The sequence below is a fragment of the Achromobacter sp. D7-1 genome, assembly GCF_059760445.1.
This window is the reverse complement of the sequence record NZ_JCBAMT010000115.1, coordinates 1-18,496: the sequence shown is the minus strand read 5'-3', so window position 1 is coordinate 18,496 and position 18,496 is coordinate 1. Positions and strand designations below refer to the sequence as shown.

The window sequence follows — 18,496 nt, the reverse complement described above, 5'->3', positions numbered from 1 at the left end:
GGCATGAACAGCGCCATGGCGGACGCGTTCGCCAAGCTCAAGCGCTGAGCGAATGCCGCTCCACGAAAAACCGGCGCCTGGTGCGCCGGTTTTTTTTACCTAGGGCTTACCCGTAAAGAGATGGGTTACTTGTGTTCGCTCAAGCCGCAACTATCAAAAATGATAGAAAATATCTAATTGTGTCCAAATAATAAGACCCGACGGCGCCAGGCCGCGCAGCGACACAAAGCCCCCCGCGAGCAGGCGAGCCATGGCGCGCAACGCCTGCCGGGGAGCAGCACAACAACAACAGCAGCGCCCTGCCCCGAACGACCGGAGATCCGCCCCGCCATGTCCCATACCATCACACTTGCCGCCAATGAAACGGCAACCATCACTGAAAAGGAAGCCAACGCCAGCGGCGTCTACAGCGAAATCACCCTGGGCCAGTATTCGCACCTGCTTGTAGACGGCGCCGAAGTGAGCTTCAAGCACATCACGCTGGAGCGGCTGGGCAGCCGCGTCATCGAACTGAGCAACGGCGCGCAGTTGCACGTCGGCGCGCTGGGATTCGCCAGCATGGGGGCCAGCATCACTTACCGCATCGGCGCGGGTTGTGCGCTGACCTTCGACGCCAGCCAGTGGGATCCGGAAGTGGTGGCCAACACCACCTTCGATTTCGCCAGCCAGGGCAGCGGCACGCTCAAGTACTTTCCGTTCATCAACCCGGAATGGCTGGACTGCCCGAACGTCACGGGCTACACGGAAGGCGACATGCTCGAGATCGCCGGCCAGGGCAGCGCCCAGCGCTTCCAGGTGCGCGACGGGCGCATCGTGGCCAGCGCCCGCGCCGCCTGAACCTGCGGGCCGGCTTTGCGCCGGCCCCTGGGGCTTATTCCTGCGACAGCGACGACAGCGCGGCGCGCGCGCGCGCCAATGAGGCGCCGGATGCGTCCTGCGCGCCCGCCGGCGCGGTCGCCACGGCCACGCCGTCGATCATTGCGGCATAGCCTTGCCCGTCGGCCTGCAGCACCGCATCGGCCGGTTCCGACTGCAGGCGGCGCATCAGGGCGCCAGCCTCCTTCGGATCGGCGAAGCGCTGCGACAGCAGCAGTTCCTCGCCGTCGGCGGCCAGCAGACGGAAGCGGAAGCCGCCGTCTTCATCGCGGAAGCTGACGAAGCGCGCACCCTTGCCCTTTTCCTTCTTGGGCTGCGCGGCCCGGGCGCCCGACGCGGCCTCCAGATTGCGCAGGCCCACCGCCTGGCGCAACTCATGCATGAACGGCGTGGCCAGCTTGCGCGCCTTGGCGGCGCCCGCCTGCAGGATGTCTTCGATGCGGCCAGGGTTGGCCATCAGGTCGAAGTACTTCTCGCGCATGGGCGCCAGCAGGTTTTCAAGATGGTCGTACAGCGCCTGCTTGGCTTCGCCCCAGCCCATGCCTTCTTCGAGCTGCTTGCGCAGCGTGGCGGCCTGTTCGTGCGTGGCGAAGGCGCGGTAGATGGTGTACAGATGCGAATTCTCGGCGTCCTTGGGCTCGCCCGGCGCGCGCGAATCGGTCACGATGCGCATCACCGCCGCGCGCAGCGCACTGGCGCCGCCCTCGAACAGCGGAATGGTGTTGTTGTAGCTCTTGGACATCTTGCGGCCGTCCAGGCCTGGCAAGGTCGCCACGTCCTCTTCGATCACGACTTCCGGCAGCGTGAAGTAATCGCGGCCATACAGGTGGTTGAAACGCTGGGCAATGTCGCGCGCCATTTCCAGATGCTGGATCTGGTCGCGGCCCACAGGCACCTTGTTGGCGTTGAACATGACGATGTCCGCAGCCATCAGCACCGGATACGAGAACAAGCCCATCGTGACGCCGTCGTCCGGTTCCAGGCCCTTCTCCGTGTTCTGGTCCACCGACGCCTTGTACGCATGCGCCCGGTTCATCAGGCCCTTGGCGGTGACGCAGTTCAACAGCCAGGTCAGTTCGGGAATCTCCGGGATGTCCGACTGCCGGTAGAAGGTCACGCGTTCGTGGTCCAGCCCCACCGCCAGCCAGGTGGCGGCGATTTCCAGGCGCGAGCGCGCCACGCGGGCGGGGTCGTCGCACTTGATGAGGGCATGGTAGTCCGCCATGAAGAAGAATGCGTCCACGCCGGGCTGCGCGCTGGCCTGAACGGCGGGACGGATGGCGCCCGCGTAATTGCCGAGGTGGGGAGTTCCAGAGGTGGTGATGCCGGTAAGGACGCGGGTATTCATGAGGCGAAGAGGCGTTTGCTAGGGGAAACGCCCAGTGTAACGTGCCGGGCGCGCGGCTACAGAACGGCCAGCACCGGCGCCGCCAGCGCGCACAGGCCGCCGGCGGTCAACGCGGCGCGAGGCCGGAACGTCAGGAACCAGATCAGCAGCAGCCCGGCAATGCTGAGGATGCCTATCCATTCGACCGTGCCATAGCTCCAGCCCCAAACCGCTGCCGAAGCGCACAGCGACAGGGCCAGCGCAGCCCAGCCGAACAGCCGCAGAGGCAAGCGGTGGCGCCGCGGCAAGGCCCGGTCGAACAGGTCTTCGTAGTGACGATCCATGCCCAGGCACAGGGCGGCAAAACCGGCATAGGCCAGGCAAAAGGCGGCAAGCGTCATGGCGTATCCCCTCTAGGTTCGTAGGCGGACTGGACAGGCTGGGACTGGGCTGCGGGCTTGGTCGCGGCGCGGCCCTTGATTGGCGCCTTGGCGGCCGCCTTGCCTGCGCGGGCGGCCTTGCGCGCCATCCAGGCCAGCAGCAGCGCCCCGGCCAGGCAAGTCAGATCGAAACCCGCCATGACCCAGTCACCCGTGGGCAGGGACACGCCCAGATGGCGCGAGGTCGTCAGGGCGTTGACCACCGGCACCAGCGCCAGAGAGGCCGCCGCGGCAGCCAGCAGATCGCGCCACTTGCGATGCTGGAACAGGAAGGCGTAGACCAGCGACAGGCCCCAGGCGGCAAAGAAGGCGCGCGATTCCCAGAACTGCCTGCCCGGCAGGTCGACGGGCAGCAGGCGGTTGGCCCAGAAAAAAGCGGCGACCGAGATGAACAGGCCCGCGATGGTGCCGGCATTGAGCGCATCCACCAGCCGCAACGAAAACGCTTCACGCGCGCCCGGACGCGCCTTCTGGCGCCGCTTGGCGATCCACAGGACCATGCCCGTGCCCACCATGGCCGTACCTGCCATGCTGACCAGGAAATATAGCCAGCGCAAGAACGGTTCTGCGAACAGGCCCAGGTGCAGGCCGACGATGACGCCCGCTGTCCGCGCGGTGGCGCCGAGCTCGTCCTCGCTTTCCTGCAGCGCGCCCGTAACGCCATCAAAGCGCATGTACGGCGCCAGCTTGCCAAACGACACGCCATCGGCGGCATCGCGCACCAGGGTCACTGTCGCGCCGGCATCGCCGGGATGGTTGACGGTGACGCGCCCCACCCGGCCGCCTTGCCAGTGCTGCTGCGCCTGCTCCACCAGCGGCGCGAGCGGAAGCAAGGGCGCGGGCTCATTGCGCGCGGGCGTGACCCTGAAGGACTTGAAGACGTCGTCGGAGTATTGGCGCGGACTTTCGTACACCGCCAGGATGCCGGCCGGCATCAACATGGCCATGAACAACACCAGCCCGCTGAACGTGATCATCAGGTGGAACGGCAGCCCCAGCACCGACAAGACGTTATGGCCGTCCATCCAGGCGCGCTGGCCGCCCTTTCTGGGCCGGAAAGTGAAGAAGTCGGTGAAGATCTTCTTGTGGGTGATGATGCCGCTGATGATGGCCACCAGCATGAACATGCCGGCGATGCTGGCGAGCCAGCGCCCCCACGGAAAGGCGGTTTCCAGTTCGAAATGGAAACGGTAGAAAAAGTCGCCGCCGCGCGTCTCGCGCGCGGTCAAGGCCTGGCCGGTAGCCGGATCCAGCTTTACGCGCACGAAGCCGCGCTCGCCCGGCTTGGGCTTGGGCACCAGGTAGAGCACCTGGAGGTACGGCTCGCGGTCGGACGGCGGCGAGATGAACCAGCGCGTGGCGTCGGGCGCATGTTCGCTCAGGTAGCGCTGCGCCGCAGCCACGGACTGCGCCGCGGGCGCGGGCCGCACCTGGATCTCGGGCTGCATCCAGCTCGTGATCTCGGGGCGGAAGAACGCCAGCGTGCCGGTCAGGAACATCGCGAACAGCACCCAGCCGAAGATCAGCCCCGACCACGTGTGCAGCCAGGACATGGATTGGCGCAGTCCTTCCTCGCCCTGCGCTTTTTCCACTTTCGCCTTCATGCCGCCCCCGTCATGCGGCCTACCGCGAACAGCGCGCCCAGCAGCGCGGCGGGCAACAGCACGCCCGCCCAGGCGCGCCAGGCATTGCGCGTGGCGAAGACCCAGATCACGCCGCAGGCATAGAACACGAAGGACAGCATTTGCGCCGTGATCACGGCGTCCGGCCGCCGCATGGGCAGCCAGATGGCCAGGCAGGCCGCAGCCGCCGACGCCAGCACATAACCGCCCAAAATGGCGGCCGCCGCCCTGGAAAAGACGGCCAGACGGTAGCGCATCATGCCTGCGCCGGCAGCGGGAGCTTTCACTGGGAAACGTTGAAGGTCAGAGTGGATACGTAACGGATCTTGGCGTAGGCCTTGCCATCGGCCTCGCCAGCCTTGTCTTCGACATGGGCGGCTTCGAGCACGTACTGGCCGGGCCATGGCGTGGTGATTTCGATGCGGCCATTCTCATCGCTGTGGAAGCGCTTCTCCCACTTGGGCGGGCCGAACACGGTGACTTCCGTTTTCGCCAGCGGCTTGCCCTTGAACTGCAGCACGAAAGCGTTGGTCCCGGCCGCGACGGGCACGAGTTCCAGGTCCAGCTTGCCTTCGGTGTCCGCACGGCCAGCCTTGGCGCCGTACTGCACCAGGGTGTCCTTGAACTGATAGGCCTGGCGCAGGCGCACGTCGCCCTTGCCCGCCGCCGCGAATTCGAGGAAATCCGCGCCCTCGCCCGAGGCCTTCAGCGCCTTGCCGTCGGTGCCCGTCACGACCGGCGCCACCATGATCTTGCCGAGCAGGCCGTCGCGCTTTTCGCGCACGTCGTCCGCCCATTCCCCGAAGTACGCCTTGGCCGGTCCCTCGGCGCTGCGTTCCAGCCAAACGAAATGCGCCTGCGCGGCGCCCGCCGCGCCCATGAGGGCGATAGCGGCCAAGGTTCTTGCGAATGTCATTGTTGATTTCCTTTAGAGGACCGAATCGAGCCAGCCCCGCGGCCAGGCCCGATTCGGAGGGTTTTAAATTATAACCATTCTCACTTCGAAGTAGCCATCCGTCTTACCAGCGATAGCGCAGGCTGGCCTTGATGGAGCGCTGATAGCCGTACCAGCACCAGGAATCGCCCGAGCACGACGCGACGTACTCCTTGTCGAACAGGTTCTGCACGTTCAGCGCCACCTGCATGCCCTTGAGCGAAGGCGATGCACGGCCCAGGTCGTAGTCCAGCATCAGGTCGAACAGCGTGACCGACGGCACCTTCAGCGTGTTGGTCTCGTTGCCGTACGAGGAACCGATGTAGCGCACGCCGCCGCCCACGCCCATGCCCGCCAGCGGACCGTCCTGCAATTGGTAGCGGGCCCAGGCCGACGCCTGTTGCGACGGCACGCCCACGGGCGTCTTGCCCTTCAGGTTCATGCCCGCGGCGTTGGGATAGCCCTTGGAATACTCGTTGTCCATCAAGGAGTACGCCGCCACCAGGGTCAGCCCGCGCAGGGGTTCGGTCTTGGCTTCGAATTCGATGCCCTGCGTGCGCAGCTCGCCCGCCTGGATGGAGCAGCGTCCGCCGGCCGTGCCGCAGATGTGGGTCGGATCCGGATCGGTGGTCGTCATGTTCTCGCGCCGGATGTCGAATGCCGCAACCGACAGCAGCGTGGCGCTGCCCGGCGGCTGGTACTTGATGCCGACCTCGTACTGGTTGCCTTCGATCGGCTTGAAGGGCGTGTTCTGCCAACCCGTGCCCGATTGCGGTTCAAACGATTCCGAATAGCTGAAGTAAGGCGCCACGCCGTTGTCGAAGTTGTAGATCACGCCCAGGCGACCGGAGAATTTCTCCGCGTTCAGCGAGGACGGCGCGACCCGGCCGGTGGCGAGCGTGGTGGTCTCGCCCACCGTGCGCGACCAATCGTAGCGGCCGCCCAGCAGCACCGAGAGGCGGTCGATCTTGATCTGGTCCTGGAAGTACAGGCCGGCCTGATATTGCTTGGAGGTCGCGTCCGTCGAGAACGCCGGCGCCGGAATGTTCTGATGGTTGTCCGGGTTCAGCACGTCCAGCGCGGGCGCGGTGCCAAAGCCCGACAGCGTGTCGGTCTTGACGTGCTGGTAGTCAAAGCCCAGCAGCGCGGTATGCGCGAAGCGGCCGGTGTTGAAGCGCGCCTGCAGGTTGTTGTCCAGGGTCAGCGCGCCCACGTCCACGTCGGTCGCAATCGACGCGCGCTGCTGGTAGCGGTAGGTCTTGTCGGTGTAGCCGTAGTTATTGGTCATCGCGCCGTAGATGCTGCGGTACTGCGCTTCCGAGCGCGTCCAGCGCAGGCTCTGCGAGGCCTTGAAGGTGTCGTTGAAGCGATGCTCCAGCACATAGCCCAGCGAATAGCTCTTACGGTCGCTCTTTTCGAAGTTGGCGTCGCCGTCGTAGTAGTCCGCCGGCAGACGGATGCCGTCGGGCGCCGAGAGCAGCGTGCGCATGGCCGGCACGCTGCCGTAGGAACCCATGTCGGGATCGCGCTGGAAGTTCGTCAGCACCGTCAGCGTGGTGTCACCGCTCGGCTTCCAGGTGAAGGCCGGAGACACGAAGTAGCGGCGCTCCTTGGTGTCTTTGACCTGGCCGTCGGACATATAGCCCGAGCCGACCAGGCGATACAGGAATTTGCCTTCGTCATCCACCGGGCCACCGAAATCGAAATTGGCGCGGCGGTAGTCATAGTTGCCAACCTGCACCTCGACCTCGCGCAGCGTCTCTTCCAGCGGGCGCTTGCTGACCTGGTTGACCACGCCGCCCGGACCGCCCTGCCCGTACATGACGGAAGCCGGCCCCTTCAGCACGTCCACGCGCTCCAGGCGATAGGTGTCCACCTGCGGCAAGGCGTCGCGGCCGCCGAACACCCGCAGGCCGTCCAGGTAGGTCGACGCCGAAAAGCCGCGCACGCTGAACTGGTCCAGGCGCGTGGCGGTGGCGCCGCGCGATTCCGTGGCCACGCCCGCGGTGTAACGCAGCACCTGGTTCAACGTCTGCGCGCCCTGCTCCGTGATCTGCTCACGCGTGACGACCGATATCGACTGCGGCGTTTCGATCAGCGGGGTGTCGGTCTTGGTGGCGCTGGCGCTCACCGTGGCGACGTAGCCCACTGTCGTGATCGCGCTGTCGGACATGCCTGACACGGTCACCGGCGCCAGCGTGGGTGTATCGCCCGCGGACGCAGCAACCTGCACCAGCGTCCAGGTATTGCCCGATTGCGCGCGCGCCTGCAGGCCGCTGCCCGCCAGGATGCGAGAGAATCCCGCGCCCACCGAGTACGCGCCCGCCAACCCTTCCGAGCGGCGTCCGCGCACCAGCGCCGGGTCGAACGACAGCACCACGCCGGCGCTGCGTGCGAACTGCGTCAAGGCGTCGGCCAAGGGGCCGGCAGCGATCTGGTAGCTGCGTGGCGCGTTCGCGGAGGCGGGCGCCGACTGGGCCCAGGCTTGCGGCATGCCGGCGGCAAGTCCGCCCGCGCACATGGCGGCCAGCACCGCAATGCGGCCGGCGGACAAGGGGGCGCGCAAGCGCGAGTGAGATGAAGCGGACACAAAACTCTCCCTGTACGGTGGTATCTATCCCTGCCTTCCGTACGGGATCGGAAAACCTGCAAGCCGCAGGCAGAAAAATTTGTAACGTTCAAGCCTCGCGCGGGCCGACCTGCAGCCAGTACTGCGTATGCCGCGTCACGCGGATGGGCAAGGCAGGCTCCAGCGCCTTGAGCGCGCGTTCGGCATCGTCCAGCGGAAATACGCCCGACAAGCGTAGGCCGGCCACCGCCGGATCCACCCGGATCATGCCCAGGCGCTGGCGGGCCAGGTACTGGGCGAAGTAGTCCAGGCGCCAGTCCTTGGCCACCACCAGCCCGTCGGTCCAGGCCAGTCGGTCGGGATCGGATGCGCGGCGGCCGACTTCGCCGTGCCCGGAGAACTCCAGGCGCTCGCCCGCTTCCGCGTGCGTGGCCACGCCGGCGCGCAACAGCACCACGCTGCCTTCGTACACGCCCAGTCGTGCGCCTTCGGCCGTGCGCCGCAAATCAAAGCGCGCCCGTTCGGCGCGCAATTCCCCATGGCCCGTGTCCACGCGCAACGCCGCCATGGCGGGCCGCATTTCGGTCCTTACCAGCACTTCGCCGCGCAGCAGGTCCATGCCGCGGGCATCGCCCTGCAAGTGCAGGCGCACCGCGCTGTCGCTGTTCAAGGTGATGTGCAGCCCATCGGCCACCGCGACCGCCAACCGTTCGCCGACGCCGGTGCTGAGATCCGCGGCCAAGCGTTGCCACGGCGCATGGCGATAACCCGCCCAGCCGGTGACGGCCGTGCCGCCGATAGCCAGCAATCCGCGTAGCACCGCGCGACGTCCATTCGACCGAGGCGCGGATAGCGCGGAATGCGCCAACGCCGCCGGCACGCGGCGCGCATCCTGGCTGATGCGCTGCAAGCGGTCCCAGGCCCGGCGGTGGGCAGGATCCTGCGCCAGCCATGCCTCGCACGACTGCCGCTCGCCCGCGCCGGCCAAGCCGGATTGCAGCCGCACCCACCAGGCGATCGCCTGGTCCGCCACCGGATCCGCGGCGCTAGTCATCAAACGCCGCGTAGCACGCCGTCATGGCGCGCACCATGTACTGCTGCACCGAACTCAGGGAAATTTCGAGCCGCTGGGCGATCTCGGGATAGGTCAGGCCGTCGAGCTGCGACAGCAGAAATGCGGACCGGGCCTTCGGCGGCAGTCCGTCCAGCAGGCGATCCAGCCGCGCCAGCGATTGCAATTGCTCGGCCTGCTCTTCGGGAGACGGCGCGTAGGCCTCGGGGATGGCGGACAGATAGGCAAGGTATGCCCGTTCCAGCGCCGCATGCCGTTGATGGTCCACCACCAGGCCCTTCGCGATGGTGGTCAGCAGCGCCCGGGCATCGCCGGCGCGAACTGCCTTGCGGCCCTGGATCACCCGCAGGAACACGTCCTGCGCCAGATCTTCCGCGCGGTGCTCGCAGCCCAGCCTGCGGCGCAGCCAGCCGAACAGCCAGGGGCGGTGATCGCGATACAGGCCATCGACGGGCGCGGCACAAGTATCGGTGCGCGCGGCCGATGCGGACAGGAAGGGGGAGGACACGTTGGAAACTGCGGTACTGGACCAGAAGTCTCCAAATCTTAATTGATAATGACTTGTATTACCAATTTCAAGCAAGCGCCGCCCGGAAAATATGGGCGGATGCGGCGCGACTACAACGACACGGTGTGGCGACGTTCCGATTCCAGGTACTCGCGCGACTGCATTTCCAGAATGCGCGAGACGGTGCGGTGGAATTCATTGGCCAGCGCGCCCTCGGTGTAGATTTCCTCGGGCTCGCACTCGGCCGACATGATGAGCTTGACGCGGTGGTCGTAGAACACGTCGATCAGCCAGGTGAAGCGGCGCGCCTCGGAAGCCTGGCGCGGTCCCATGCGGGGCACGCCCGACAGGATCACCGCGTGGAAACGGTTGGCCAACTCCAGGTAATCGTTCTGCGAACGCGGCCCGCCGCAAAGCGTGGCGAAGTCGAACCACACCACCGATCCGCCCAGAGCCAGCGCGCGGATCTCGCGGTGCTCGATATGCAGCACCGGGTCCTGGGGCGGCGTATCGGCCAGGCTGTCGAACGCTTTCTGCAGTGCCTGCTGGGCATGCTCGTCCAGCGGCGTGTGATAACACTGCACCTGCTCCAGCGAACGGCGACGGTAGTCGACGCCGGCATCCACGTTCATGATGTCCATGCGCGCCTGGATCAGCTGGATGGCGGGCAGGATGCGGTCGCGGTGCAGCCCGTCCGGATACAGGGTCGAAGGTTCGTAGTTGGACGTCATCACGAAGGACGTGCCGTACTCGAACAGCTTGAACAGCAGGCGGTGCAGGATCATCGCGTCGGCCACGTCGGAAACGTGGAATTCGTCGAAGCAGATCAGGCGATAGCGCTTGGCCACGCGCCTGGCCACTTCGTCCAGCGGATCCTGCATGCCCTTCACTTCTTCGAGTTCGCGGTGCACGCCACGCATGAACTCGTGGAAATGCAGGCGCGTCTTGCGCACCACGGGCACGGTGGCGTAGAAGGCGTCCATCAGGAAGCTCTTGCCCCGCCCCACTCCGCCCCACAGGTACACGCCGCGCGGCACGTCGGGGCGGTTCAGCAGCTTCTTCAGCGCGTTCGAGCGCATCGACTTGAACTTGACCCATTCGTCGAAATAGCGCTGCAGCCGGTCGATCGCCTTTTTCTGGGCCTCGTCTGGCTGGTAGCCGCGCTCGGCCAGGGCGTGTTCGTAGTATTCGCTGACGTTCATGTGGGAGCAGGTAAAGCAGAATGAAAAAAGGGCGGATCCGTGAACCCGCCCCCGTCTTGCATCGGCTACGCGCGTATCAGAAGTTCAACGCGCGCTTGTCCACGGCCAATGCGGCTTCCTTCACGGCTTCCGACAGCGTCGGGTGCGCGTGGCAGATGCGGGCGATGTCTTCGGCCGCGCCACGGAATTCCATGATGGTCACGGCTTCCGAGATCAGCTCCGAGGCCATCGGGCCCACGATGTGCACGCCCAGGACCTCGTCGGTCTTGGCATCGGCGATCACCTTGGCGAAGCCGGTGGTATCGCCCAGCGCGCGGGCGCGGCCGTTGGCCAGGAACGGGAAGCTGCCGGCCTTGTACTCGCGGCCTTCGGCCTTGAGTTGCTGCTCGGTCTTGCCGACCCAGGCGATTTCCGGCGAGGTGTAGATCACCCACGGCACGGTGTCGAAGTTGACGTGGCCGTGCTGGCCGGCGATGCGCTCGGCAACCGCCACGCCTTCTTCCTCGGCCTTGTGCGCCAGCATCGGGCCGCGCACCACGTCGCCCACTGCCCAGACGTTCGGCAGGTTGGTCTTGCAGTCGCCGTCCACGGCCACGAAGCCGCGTTCGTCCAGTTTCAGGCCCACGGTGTCGGCGTTCAGGCCGCCGGTGTAAGGCACGCGGCCGATCGAGACGATCAGCTTGTCGACCACCAGCTTCTGCTCGGCGCCCTTGGCGTCGACATAAGGCACGGTGACGGACTTGGCGGTCGCCTTGATCTCACCGATCTTGACGCCCATCTGGATGTTCAGGCCTTGCTTGGTGAAGGCCTTCAGGGCTTCCTTGGCCACTTGACCGTCAGCGGCGGCCAGGAATTCCGGCATCGCTTCCAGGATGGTGACTTCGGAACCCAGGCGGCGCCACACGCTGCCCATTTCCAGGCCGATCACGCCGGCGCCGATCACGCCCAGCGTCTTCGGCACGGCGCCGATGTTCAGCGCGCCGTCGTTGGACAGCACGACCTTTTCGTCGAACGGCAGGCCGGGCAACTCGCGCGCCGACGAACCGGTGGCGACCACCACGTGCTTGGCAACCAGGTCTTCCTCGGCGGTGCCGGTGACCTTGATGGCCCAGCCGCCGTCAACCTGGCCGGCGAACGCGCCCTTGCCATGGAAGAAGGTGACCTTGTTCTTCTTGAACAGGTACAGGATGCCGTCGTTGTTCTGCTTGACCACCGTGTTCTTGCGGCCGATCAGCGTGTCGAGCTTCAGGCTGACGCCCTTGACTTCGATGCCGTGGTCGGCGAAGTGGTGGTTGACTTGTTCGTAGTGCTCGGACGATTGCAGCAGCGCCTTGGACGGGATGCAACCGACGTTGGTGCAGGTGCCGCCGGGAGCCGGGCCGCCTTGGCCGTTCTGCCAGGCGTCGATGCAAGCCACCGACATGCCGAGCTGCGCGGCGCGGATGGCGGCGATGTAGCCGCCGGGGCCCGCGCCGATGACGACGACGTCAAATTGTTTGGACATAGTGTTCTCGCGTAGAGGTATTGAGTGGAGCACGCCCCGCCCTGCGGGCCGGCATGAAGCCGGCCGGTGCGCCGCAAGACCCTGGGGTCGCGTGGGCGCCGGGCCGGGGCGTCGAGATTACAGGTCCAGCAACAGGCGCTGCGGATCTTCCAGGGCGTCCTTCATGGCGACCAGGCCCAGCACGGCTTCGCGGCCGTCGATGATGCGGTGGTCGTAGGACAGCGCCAGGTAGTTCATCGGGCGGATGACGATCTGGCCGTTTTCGACGACGGCGCGATCCTTGGTGGCGTGCACGCCCAGGATGGCCGATTGCGGCGGGTTGATGATCGGGGTCGACAGCATCGAGCCGAACACGCCGCCGTTGGAGATCGAGAAGGTGCCGCCGGTCATTTCTTCAATGCCCAGCTTGCCGTCGGCCGCGCGGCGGCCGAAGTCGGCGATGGTCTTTTCGATGTCGGCGATGGACAGTTGGTCAGCGTTGCGCAGGATCGGCACAACCAGGCCACGCGGGCTGCCGACAGCGATACCGATGTCGAAGTAGCCGTGGTAGATGATGTCCTTGCCGTCGATCGAGGCGTTGATCAGCGGGTACTTCTTCAGGGCGGCAACGGCAGCCTTGACGAAGAACGACATGAAGCCCAGCTTGATGCCGTGTTCTTTTTCGAACTTGTCCTTGTACTTGCTGCGCAGGTCGATGACCGCTTGCATGTTCACTTCGTTGAACGTGGTCAGGATCGCGTTTTCCTGTTGCGATTGCAGCAGGCGCTCGGCGATGCGAGCGCGCAGGCGGCTCATCGGCACGCGCTGTTCCGGACGGCCGTCCAGCGACAGCGTCGGGGGAGCGACCGGGGCGGCGGCCTTGGCCGGAGCGGCCTTGGCGGGTGCGCCGGCGGCCAGGGCGTCGCCCTTGGTCACGCGGCCGTCGCGGCCGGTGCCGGCCACGGAAGCGGCGTCGACGCCCTTCTCGGCCAGGATCTTGGAGGCGGCGGGCGAAGCCACGCCGGCAGCTGCCGACGAAGCGGGCGCGGCGGCCGGAGCGGCAGCGGCTTGCTCAGCGGCCTTGGGAGCTTCGGCGGCGGGTGCGGCGGCGGCAACGGCGGCCTTGCCGGCGGTGTCGATGCGGGCCAACACTTCGCCCGAGGTGACGGTGCTGCCGTCGCCCTTGACGATTTCAGCCAGCACGCCCGAGGCCGGAGCCGGCACTTCCAGCACGACCTTGTCGGTTTCGACTTCGATCAGGATTTCGTCCGCTTCAACGGCAGCGCCGGGCTGCTTCTTCCAGGTCAGCAGCGTCGCTTCGGAGACGGATTCGGAGAGTTGGGGGACGACGACGTCGGTAATAGCCATTTTGTTTGTTCCGTAAAGTTTGTGTTCTGGTCGCGCTGCGCGGCAAGCTTCGAAATCAAATCCCGGAAACCTGCGCGCGCGGCGCGTGCATCAAGCGCGTGTTACTTCGTCAACATGACCTTGAACTTGGGCGCGAAAGCCGTTTCGATCAGGGCCTTCTGCTGCTCCTGGTGCTTGGCCAGGTAGCCCACGGCCGGCGATGCCGACGCGGCGCGGCCGGCATAGCCCAGCTTCTGGCCTTCGACCATGTTTTCGTACACATGATGCTGAACGTAGAACCAGGCGCCCTGGTTCTGCGGTTCGTCCTGAACCCAGATCACTTCGGTTGCCTTCGGGTACTTGCGCAGTTCCGTTTCGAACGACTTGTGCGCGAACGGGTACAGCTGTTCGACACGGACGATCGCCACGTTGTCGGCGCCACGCTCGCGGCGGGCGTTGACCAGATCGTAGTAGACCTTGCCCGAGCAAGCCAGCACGCGCTTGACCTTGCTGGCGTCGATGGCCTCGTCGACTTCGCCGATGACCGGACGGAAGCTGCCGCCTGCCAGATCGGTCAGGGGGGAGCCGGCGTCCTTGTTGCGCAGCAGCGACTTGGGCGTGAACAGCACCAGCGGCTTGCGGAACGGACGGATCATCTGACGGCGCAACACGTGGAAGATCTGCGACGCGGAGGTCGGCTGGATCACCTGCATGTTGTTGTCGGCGCACAGCTGCAGGAAGCGCTCGATGCGGCCCGACGAGTGCTCGGGACCCTGGCCTTCGTAGCCGTGCGGCAGCATCAGGGTCAGGCCCGATTGGCGGCCCCACTTGGCTTCGCCGGAGCTGATGAACTGGTCGATCACGACCTGGGCGCCGTTGACGAAGTCGCCGAACTGGCCTTCCCAGATGGTCAGCGTGTTGGGTTCGGCGCTGGAGTAGCCGTATTCAAACGCCAGCACTGCCTCTTCGGACAGCACGGAGTCGATGACGGTGAACGGAGCCTGGCCTTCCGAGACATTCTGCAGCGGAATGTAGGTGCCGTCGTTCCAGCGTTCGCGGTTCTGGTCGTGCAGCACGGCGTGGCGGTGCGTGAACGTGCCGCGGCCCGAGTCCTGGCCGGTGATGCGGATGGCGTAGCCCGAGGACACCAGGGTGGCGAAGGCGAGGTGCTCGCCCATGCCCCAGTCCAGGTTCATTTCACCCTTGGCCATGGTGCGGCGGTCGTTCAGCAGCTTGGCGACCAGCGGGTGCACCGTGAAGCCTTCCGGCACGGTGGTGATGCGTTCGCCGATGCGCTTGAGTTCGGCCAGCGGCACGGCGGTGTCGGCCTGGTCGGTCCACTTGGCGCCCAGGAACGGCGACCAGTCGATGGCGTACTTGCTCTTGTAGTCGGTCAGCACCGGCTCGATGGTGCGCTGGCCGTCTTCCATCAGCTGGCGGTAGTCCTTCACCAGTTGGTCGGCTTCGCCTTCGGCCAGCACGCCTTGCGTGGTCAGCTTGTCGGCGTATAGCTTGCGCGTGCCGGGGTGGTGGCCGATGCGCTTGTACATCAGGGGCTGCGTCAGCGACGGGGTGTCTTGCTCGTTATGGCCCAGTTTGCGGAAGCAGACGATGTCCACGACGATGTCGTGGCGGAACTGCTGGCGGTAGTCCAGAGCCAGCTTGGTGACGAACACCACGGCTTCGGGATCGTCGCCGTTGACGTGGAACACCGGGGCTTCGATCATCTTGACCACGTCGGTGCAATACAGCGTCGAACGCGAGTCGCGCGGGTCGGACGTGGTGAAGCCGATCTGGTTGTTGATGACGATGTGCAGGGTGCCGCCCGTGCCGTAGCCGCGGGTCTGGGCCAGGTTCAGGGTTTCCATGACCACGCCCTGGCCGGCGAAGGCCGCGTCGCCGTGCACCAGCACCGGCAGCACTTGCTTGCCTTCGGCGTCGCCGCGGCGTTCCTGGCGGGCGCGCACGCTGCCTTCGACCACGGGGTTGACGATTTCCAGGTGGGACGGGTTGAACGCGAGCGACAGATGGACCGGGCCGCCACGGGTGGACAGGTCGCTGGAGAAGCCGTTGTGGTACTTCACGTCGCCGTCGGTCAGGCCTTCGGCGTGCTTGCCTTCGAACTCGGCAAACAGGTCGCCGGGCATCTTGCCCATGATGTTCACGAGCAGGTTCAGGCGGCCGCGGTGGGCCATGCCGACCACGATTTCCTGGACGCCGTTTTCACCGGCGTGGTTCACCACTTCGTCCATCGAGGCGATGAAGCTTTCGCCGCCTTCCAGCGAGAAGCGCTTCTGGCCGACGTACTTGGTGTGCAGGAAGCGCTCGAGGCCTTCGGACTCGGTCAGTTGCTGCAGGATGTGGCGCTTTTCTTCGGCCGAATAGGCGGGCGCGCCCAACGTGGTTTCCAGGCGTTCCTGGATCCAGCGCTTGGCGGCGGGATCGGAGATGTGCGTGAATTCGGCACCGATGCTGCGGCAATACGTGTCGCGCAGCGCCTTCAGGATGTCGCGCAGCGTCATGGTGCTGGCGGTCGTGAAGTAGGTGTTGGTGGCCGAGTAGGTTTGATCCAGATCGGCTTCGGTCAGGCCGTAGAAGGCCGGATCGAGTTCGGGGATCGGGGGACGTTCCTGGCGCTTGAGCGGATCCAGATCGGCCCAGCGCGAACCCAGCGAACGGTAGGCCGCGATCAGCGACTGCACCGAAACCTGCTTGCTGGCCACGCTCAGGTCGGGTTCGGCGGCGCGTTGCACGAAGGCATTGGCCTTGGCGCGCTGGGCGAACGATTCGACGATGGGAGCGTGGGCCTGGTCGCGGGTGGATTCCTGGCCGTCGGTGGCGGGAGCGTGTTGCAGCTGGTCGAAGTATTCGCGCCAGTTGTCAGGTACCGAACCGGGATTGTCGAGGTAGGCTTCGTAAAGCTCCTCAACATAAGGGGCGTTACCCCCAAAGAGATAAGACGTGGATAGAGATTCTATTTCCGAAGACATATCGCTTCACCTTTACGAGTGCTTCACTCGACACGATGCAGGAAAACCTTCCGCGACACGGGCTTCCCGTTAAGCGGATAGCAGGGGCAGAAGGCGCGTACAAGCCTTAAAAGCCGTATGGGATAAGAGTATAGCCCTTTGAGTTTAAGGACGTCTTCTTGCGTTTGCGTGACGCAAAAACCCATTCGGAATGCCGTCATGCAGCAATGGAATGTCCAGCGAACACCTTCCATTGCGCCGTCTACGCGCCATCAATTTCTGGCAACCCAAAATGCCGCATTGCATCATTTTCACTGACAGAATTGCCAGTGTTGCGCGTTAGCCTCGTTCATACGGGCAACTCGGTGGTCGACAGGATCTCTTTCAGGACGAAAAAGGTGCGGATCTGGCGTACGCCCGGCAGCTTGATGATCTCGCCGGCATGCAATTTGTTGAAACGTTCCAGATCGCGGATGCGCAGCGTCAGGAAGTAGTCGAATTCGCCCGCCACCAGGTGGCATTCCAGGCAGCCGCTGATGCCGCGCGCCGCGGCTTCGAAATCGGTGAAGGACTCGGGCGTGGAACGATCCAGCACCACCCCGACGATGACCAGGGTCGCCATGTCGACCTCGGCGGGCTCGAGCAGGGCCACGGTTTTCCGGATGATGCCCTCGCTCTTGAGCTTTTCCACGCGCCGCAGGCAGGCGGCGGGGCTGAGGTGGACCCGCGCGCTCAATTCAAGGTTGGTGATCTGCGCATCCTGCTGCAGGGCGCGCAGGATGTGACGGTCGATGCGATCCAGGCTGGAAATGGCCGCCATTTAATCCGTCCCTAAAAATTAAATTTCGCTTTTATTTTTGTACTTCAAATAATAAATATCATCTATTCAATTTAGTAACCTTGAAACTCGAAAAATCATAAAAATACGCAATTGACGGCATATCCAGGCAATTCCTATGATTTTTCCATCCGCGCCAACCGCGGCCGTCACAGGAGCCCCCCATGGATCTGCTACGCTTTCCCCGCCATCGCCTGACCTTCGGCGACACCCCCATCGAAAAGCTCGATCGCCTGTCCGCGCACCTGGGCGGCAAGGTCGAGATCTACGCCAAGCGCGAAGACTGCAACAGCGGCCTTGCCTTCGGCGGCAATAAGCTGCGCAAGCTGGAATACCTGATCCCGCAAGCCCTGGAACAAGGCTGCGACACGCTGGTCACGATCGGCGGCATCCAGTCCAACCACACCCGCATGGTGGCCGCCGTGGCCGCCAAGCTGGGACTGGCTTGCGTGCTGGTGCAGGAGAACTGGGTGGACTATTCGGACGCGGTCTACGACCGGGTCGGCAACATCATGATGAGCCGCCTGATGGGCGCCGACGTGCGCCTGGTGGATCAGGGTTTCGACATCGGCTTCCGGCGCAGCTGGGAGGAGGCCCTGGAGGACGTCCGCAAGCGCGGCGGCAAGCCCTATGCGATTCCGGCCGGCGCATCGGACCACGAACTGGGCGGCCTGGGCTACGTCGGCTTCGCCGAGGAAGTGCGGCGCCAGGAAGCGGAGCTGGGATTCAAGTTCGACTATGTCGTGGTGTGCGCGGTCACGGGCAGCACTCAGGCCGGCATGGTGGTGGGCTTTGCAGCCGATGGGCGCGCCGACCGCGTCATCGGCATCGACGCCTCGGGCACGCCCGAGCAGACCCGGGCGCAGATCCTGCGCATCGCGCGGCGCACCGCCGACCTGGTCGGATTGGGAACTGCCATCGAAGAGCGCGACGTGGTGCTGGACACCCGCTATGCCTATCCCGCCTACGGCTTGCCGTCGGCCGAGACCAACGAGGCCATCCGCCTGTGCGCCCGGCTCGAGGGCATGATGACCGACCCGGTCTACGAAGGAAAATCCATGCAGGGCATGATGGACATCATCCGCCGCGGCGAGATACCCGCGGGCTCGCGGGTTCTGTATGCGCACCTGGGAGGGGTACCGGCGATCAACGCCTACAGCTTTCTCTACCGCAACGGATAAAGGCGCCTACGGCGCTTTCGCCTGGCGTTGCGGCGACCTGCGCTGAGCGGCCGGCCTCGAATGGCAGGGCTTGCCAGCCCCCGCCGTCCGCGCCCATGATGGATGCAGGAAGCGCAGCCCAGCCGGCG

At 65.3% G+C, this 18,496-nt stretch carries 15 protein-coding genes; 2 read left to right on the top strand and 13 right to left on the bottom strand.

Features of this window, described 5'->3' with window-relative positions:
* Nucleotides 1-330: 330 nt before the first annotated feature.
* Nucleotides 331-837 carry a hypothetical protein gene (locus AC6LKD_RS30215; RefSeq protein WP_013392335.1) on the top strand — a complete coding sequence of 169 codons (507 nt, stop codon included), beginning with the start codon at nt 331-333 and terminating at the stop codon, nt 835-837.
* 34 nt (nt 838-871) lie between these two features.
* Here the strand turns inward: AC6LKD_RS30215 and AC6LKD_RS30210 are convergent, their stop codons facing one another.
* From AC6LKD_RS30210 to AC6LKD_RS30150, 13 genes are all read right to left on the bottom strand, one after another.
* Nucleotides 872-2,224, bottom strand: coding sequence for a tryptophan--tRNA ligase (locus AC6LKD_RS30210; protein ID WP_492274774.1), 1,353 nt, complete (start codon nt 2,222-2,224; stop codon nt 872-874).
* A 56-nt stretch (nt 2,225-2,280) separates the two neighbouring features.
* Nucleotides 2,281-2,604 (bottom strand): DUF3325 domain-containing protein, encoded by a 324-nt coding sequence (locus AC6LKD_RS30205; protein WP_013392333.1) that lies wholly within the window; start codon nt 2,602-2,604, stop codon nt 2,281-2,283.
* A complete protein-coding gene (locus AC6LKD_RS30200) occupies nt 2,601-4,247 on the bottom strand; it encodes a PepSY-associated TM helix domain-containing protein (RefSeq protein WP_492274775.1) in 1,647 nt (548 codons plus the stop codon). The genes AC6LKD_RS30205 and AC6LKD_RS30200 overlap by 4 nt, the downstream gene beginning before the upstream one ends.
* Nucleotides 4,244-4,525, bottom strand: a complete 282-nt coding sequence (locus AC6LKD_RS30195; RefSeq protein ID WP_041652797.1) for a DUF3649 domain-containing protein — start codon at nt 4,523-4,525, stop codon at nt 4,244-4,246. Before AC6LKD_RS30195 ends, AC6LKD_RS30200 begins: the two co-directional genes overlap by 4 nt.
* A 23-nt stretch (nt 4,526-4,548) precedes the next feature.
* Entirely contained in the window at nt 4,549-5,181 is a 633-nt protein-coding gene (locus tag AC6LKD_RS30190) for a DUF4198 domain-containing protein (protein WP_498118336.1), read from the bottom strand.
* 103 nt (nt 5,182-5,284) lie between these two features.
* A complete protein-coding gene (locus AC6LKD_RS30185; protein ID WP_498118337.1) occupies nt 5,285-7,720 on the bottom strand; it encodes a TonB-dependent siderophore receptor in 2,436 nt (811 codons plus the stop codon).
* A gap of 157 nt (nt 7,721-7,877) precedes the next feature.
* Nucleotides 7,878-8,822 carry a DUF4880 domain-containing protein gene (locus AC6LKD_RS30180; protein WP_498118335.1) on the bottom strand — a complete coding sequence of 315 codons (945 nt, stop codon included), beginning with the start codon at nt 8,820-8,822 and terminating at the stop codon, nt 7,878-7,880.
* Nucleotides 8,815-9,348, bottom strand: a complete 534-nt coding sequence (locus AC6LKD_RS30175) for a sigma-70 family RNA polymerase sigma factor (protein WP_498118334.1) — start codon at nt 9,346-9,348, stop codon at nt 8,815-8,817. The genes AC6LKD_RS30180 and AC6LKD_RS30175 overlap by 8 nt, the downstream gene beginning before the upstream one ends.
* Before the next feature lie 110 nt (nt 9,349-9,458).
* The gene (gene zapE, locus AC6LKD_RS30170) at nt 9,459-10,550 is read right to left on the bottom strand and encodes a cell division protein ZapE (RefSeq protein ID WP_013392326.1); all 1,092 of its coding nucleotides are present in this window, start codon (nt 10,548-10,550) and stop codon (nt 9,459-9,461) included.
* A gap of 76 nt (nt 10,551-10,626) precedes the next feature.
* Nucleotides 10,627-12,054, bottom strand: coding sequence for a dihydrolipoyl dehydrogenase (lpdA, locus tag AC6LKD_RS30165; protein ID WP_013392325.1), 1,428 nt, complete (start codon nt 12,052-12,054; stop codon nt 10,627-10,629).
* Between the two features lie 117 nt (nt 12,055-12,171).
* On the bottom strand, nt 12,172-13,401 hold the full coding sequence (gene odhB, locus AC6LKD_RS30160) for a 2-oxoglutarate dehydrogenase complex dihydrolipoyllysine-residue succinyltransferase (RefSeq protein ID WP_013392324.1): 1,230 nt from the start codon (nt 13,399-13,401) through the stop codon (nt 12,172-12,174).
* A 101-nt stretch (nt 13,402-13,502) separates the two neighbouring features.
* A complete protein-coding gene (locus AC6LKD_RS30155; protein ID WP_498118333.1) occupies nt 13,503-16,370 on the bottom strand; it encodes a 2-oxoglutarate dehydrogenase E1 component in 2,868 nt (955 codons plus the stop codon).
* 328 nt (nt 16,371-16,698) lie between these two features.
* On the bottom strand, nt 16,699-17,169 hold the full coding sequence (locus AC6LKD_RS30150; protein ID WP_498118332.1) for an Lrp/AsnC family transcriptional regulator: 471 nt from the start codon (nt 17,167-17,169) through the stop codon (nt 16,699-16,701).
* A 182-nt stretch (nt 17,170-17,351) separates the two neighbouring features.
* On the opposite strand from AC6LKD_RS30150, the gene AC6LKD_RS30145 reads away from it, so the two are divergent.
* Nucleotides 17,352-18,368 (top strand): 1-aminocyclopropane-1-carboxylate deaminase, encoded by a 1,017-nt coding sequence (locus AC6LKD_RS30145; protein ID WP_498118330.1) that lies wholly within the window; start codon nt 17,352-17,354, stop codon nt 18,366-18,368.
* Nucleotides 18,369-18,496 lie beyond the last annotated feature (128 nt).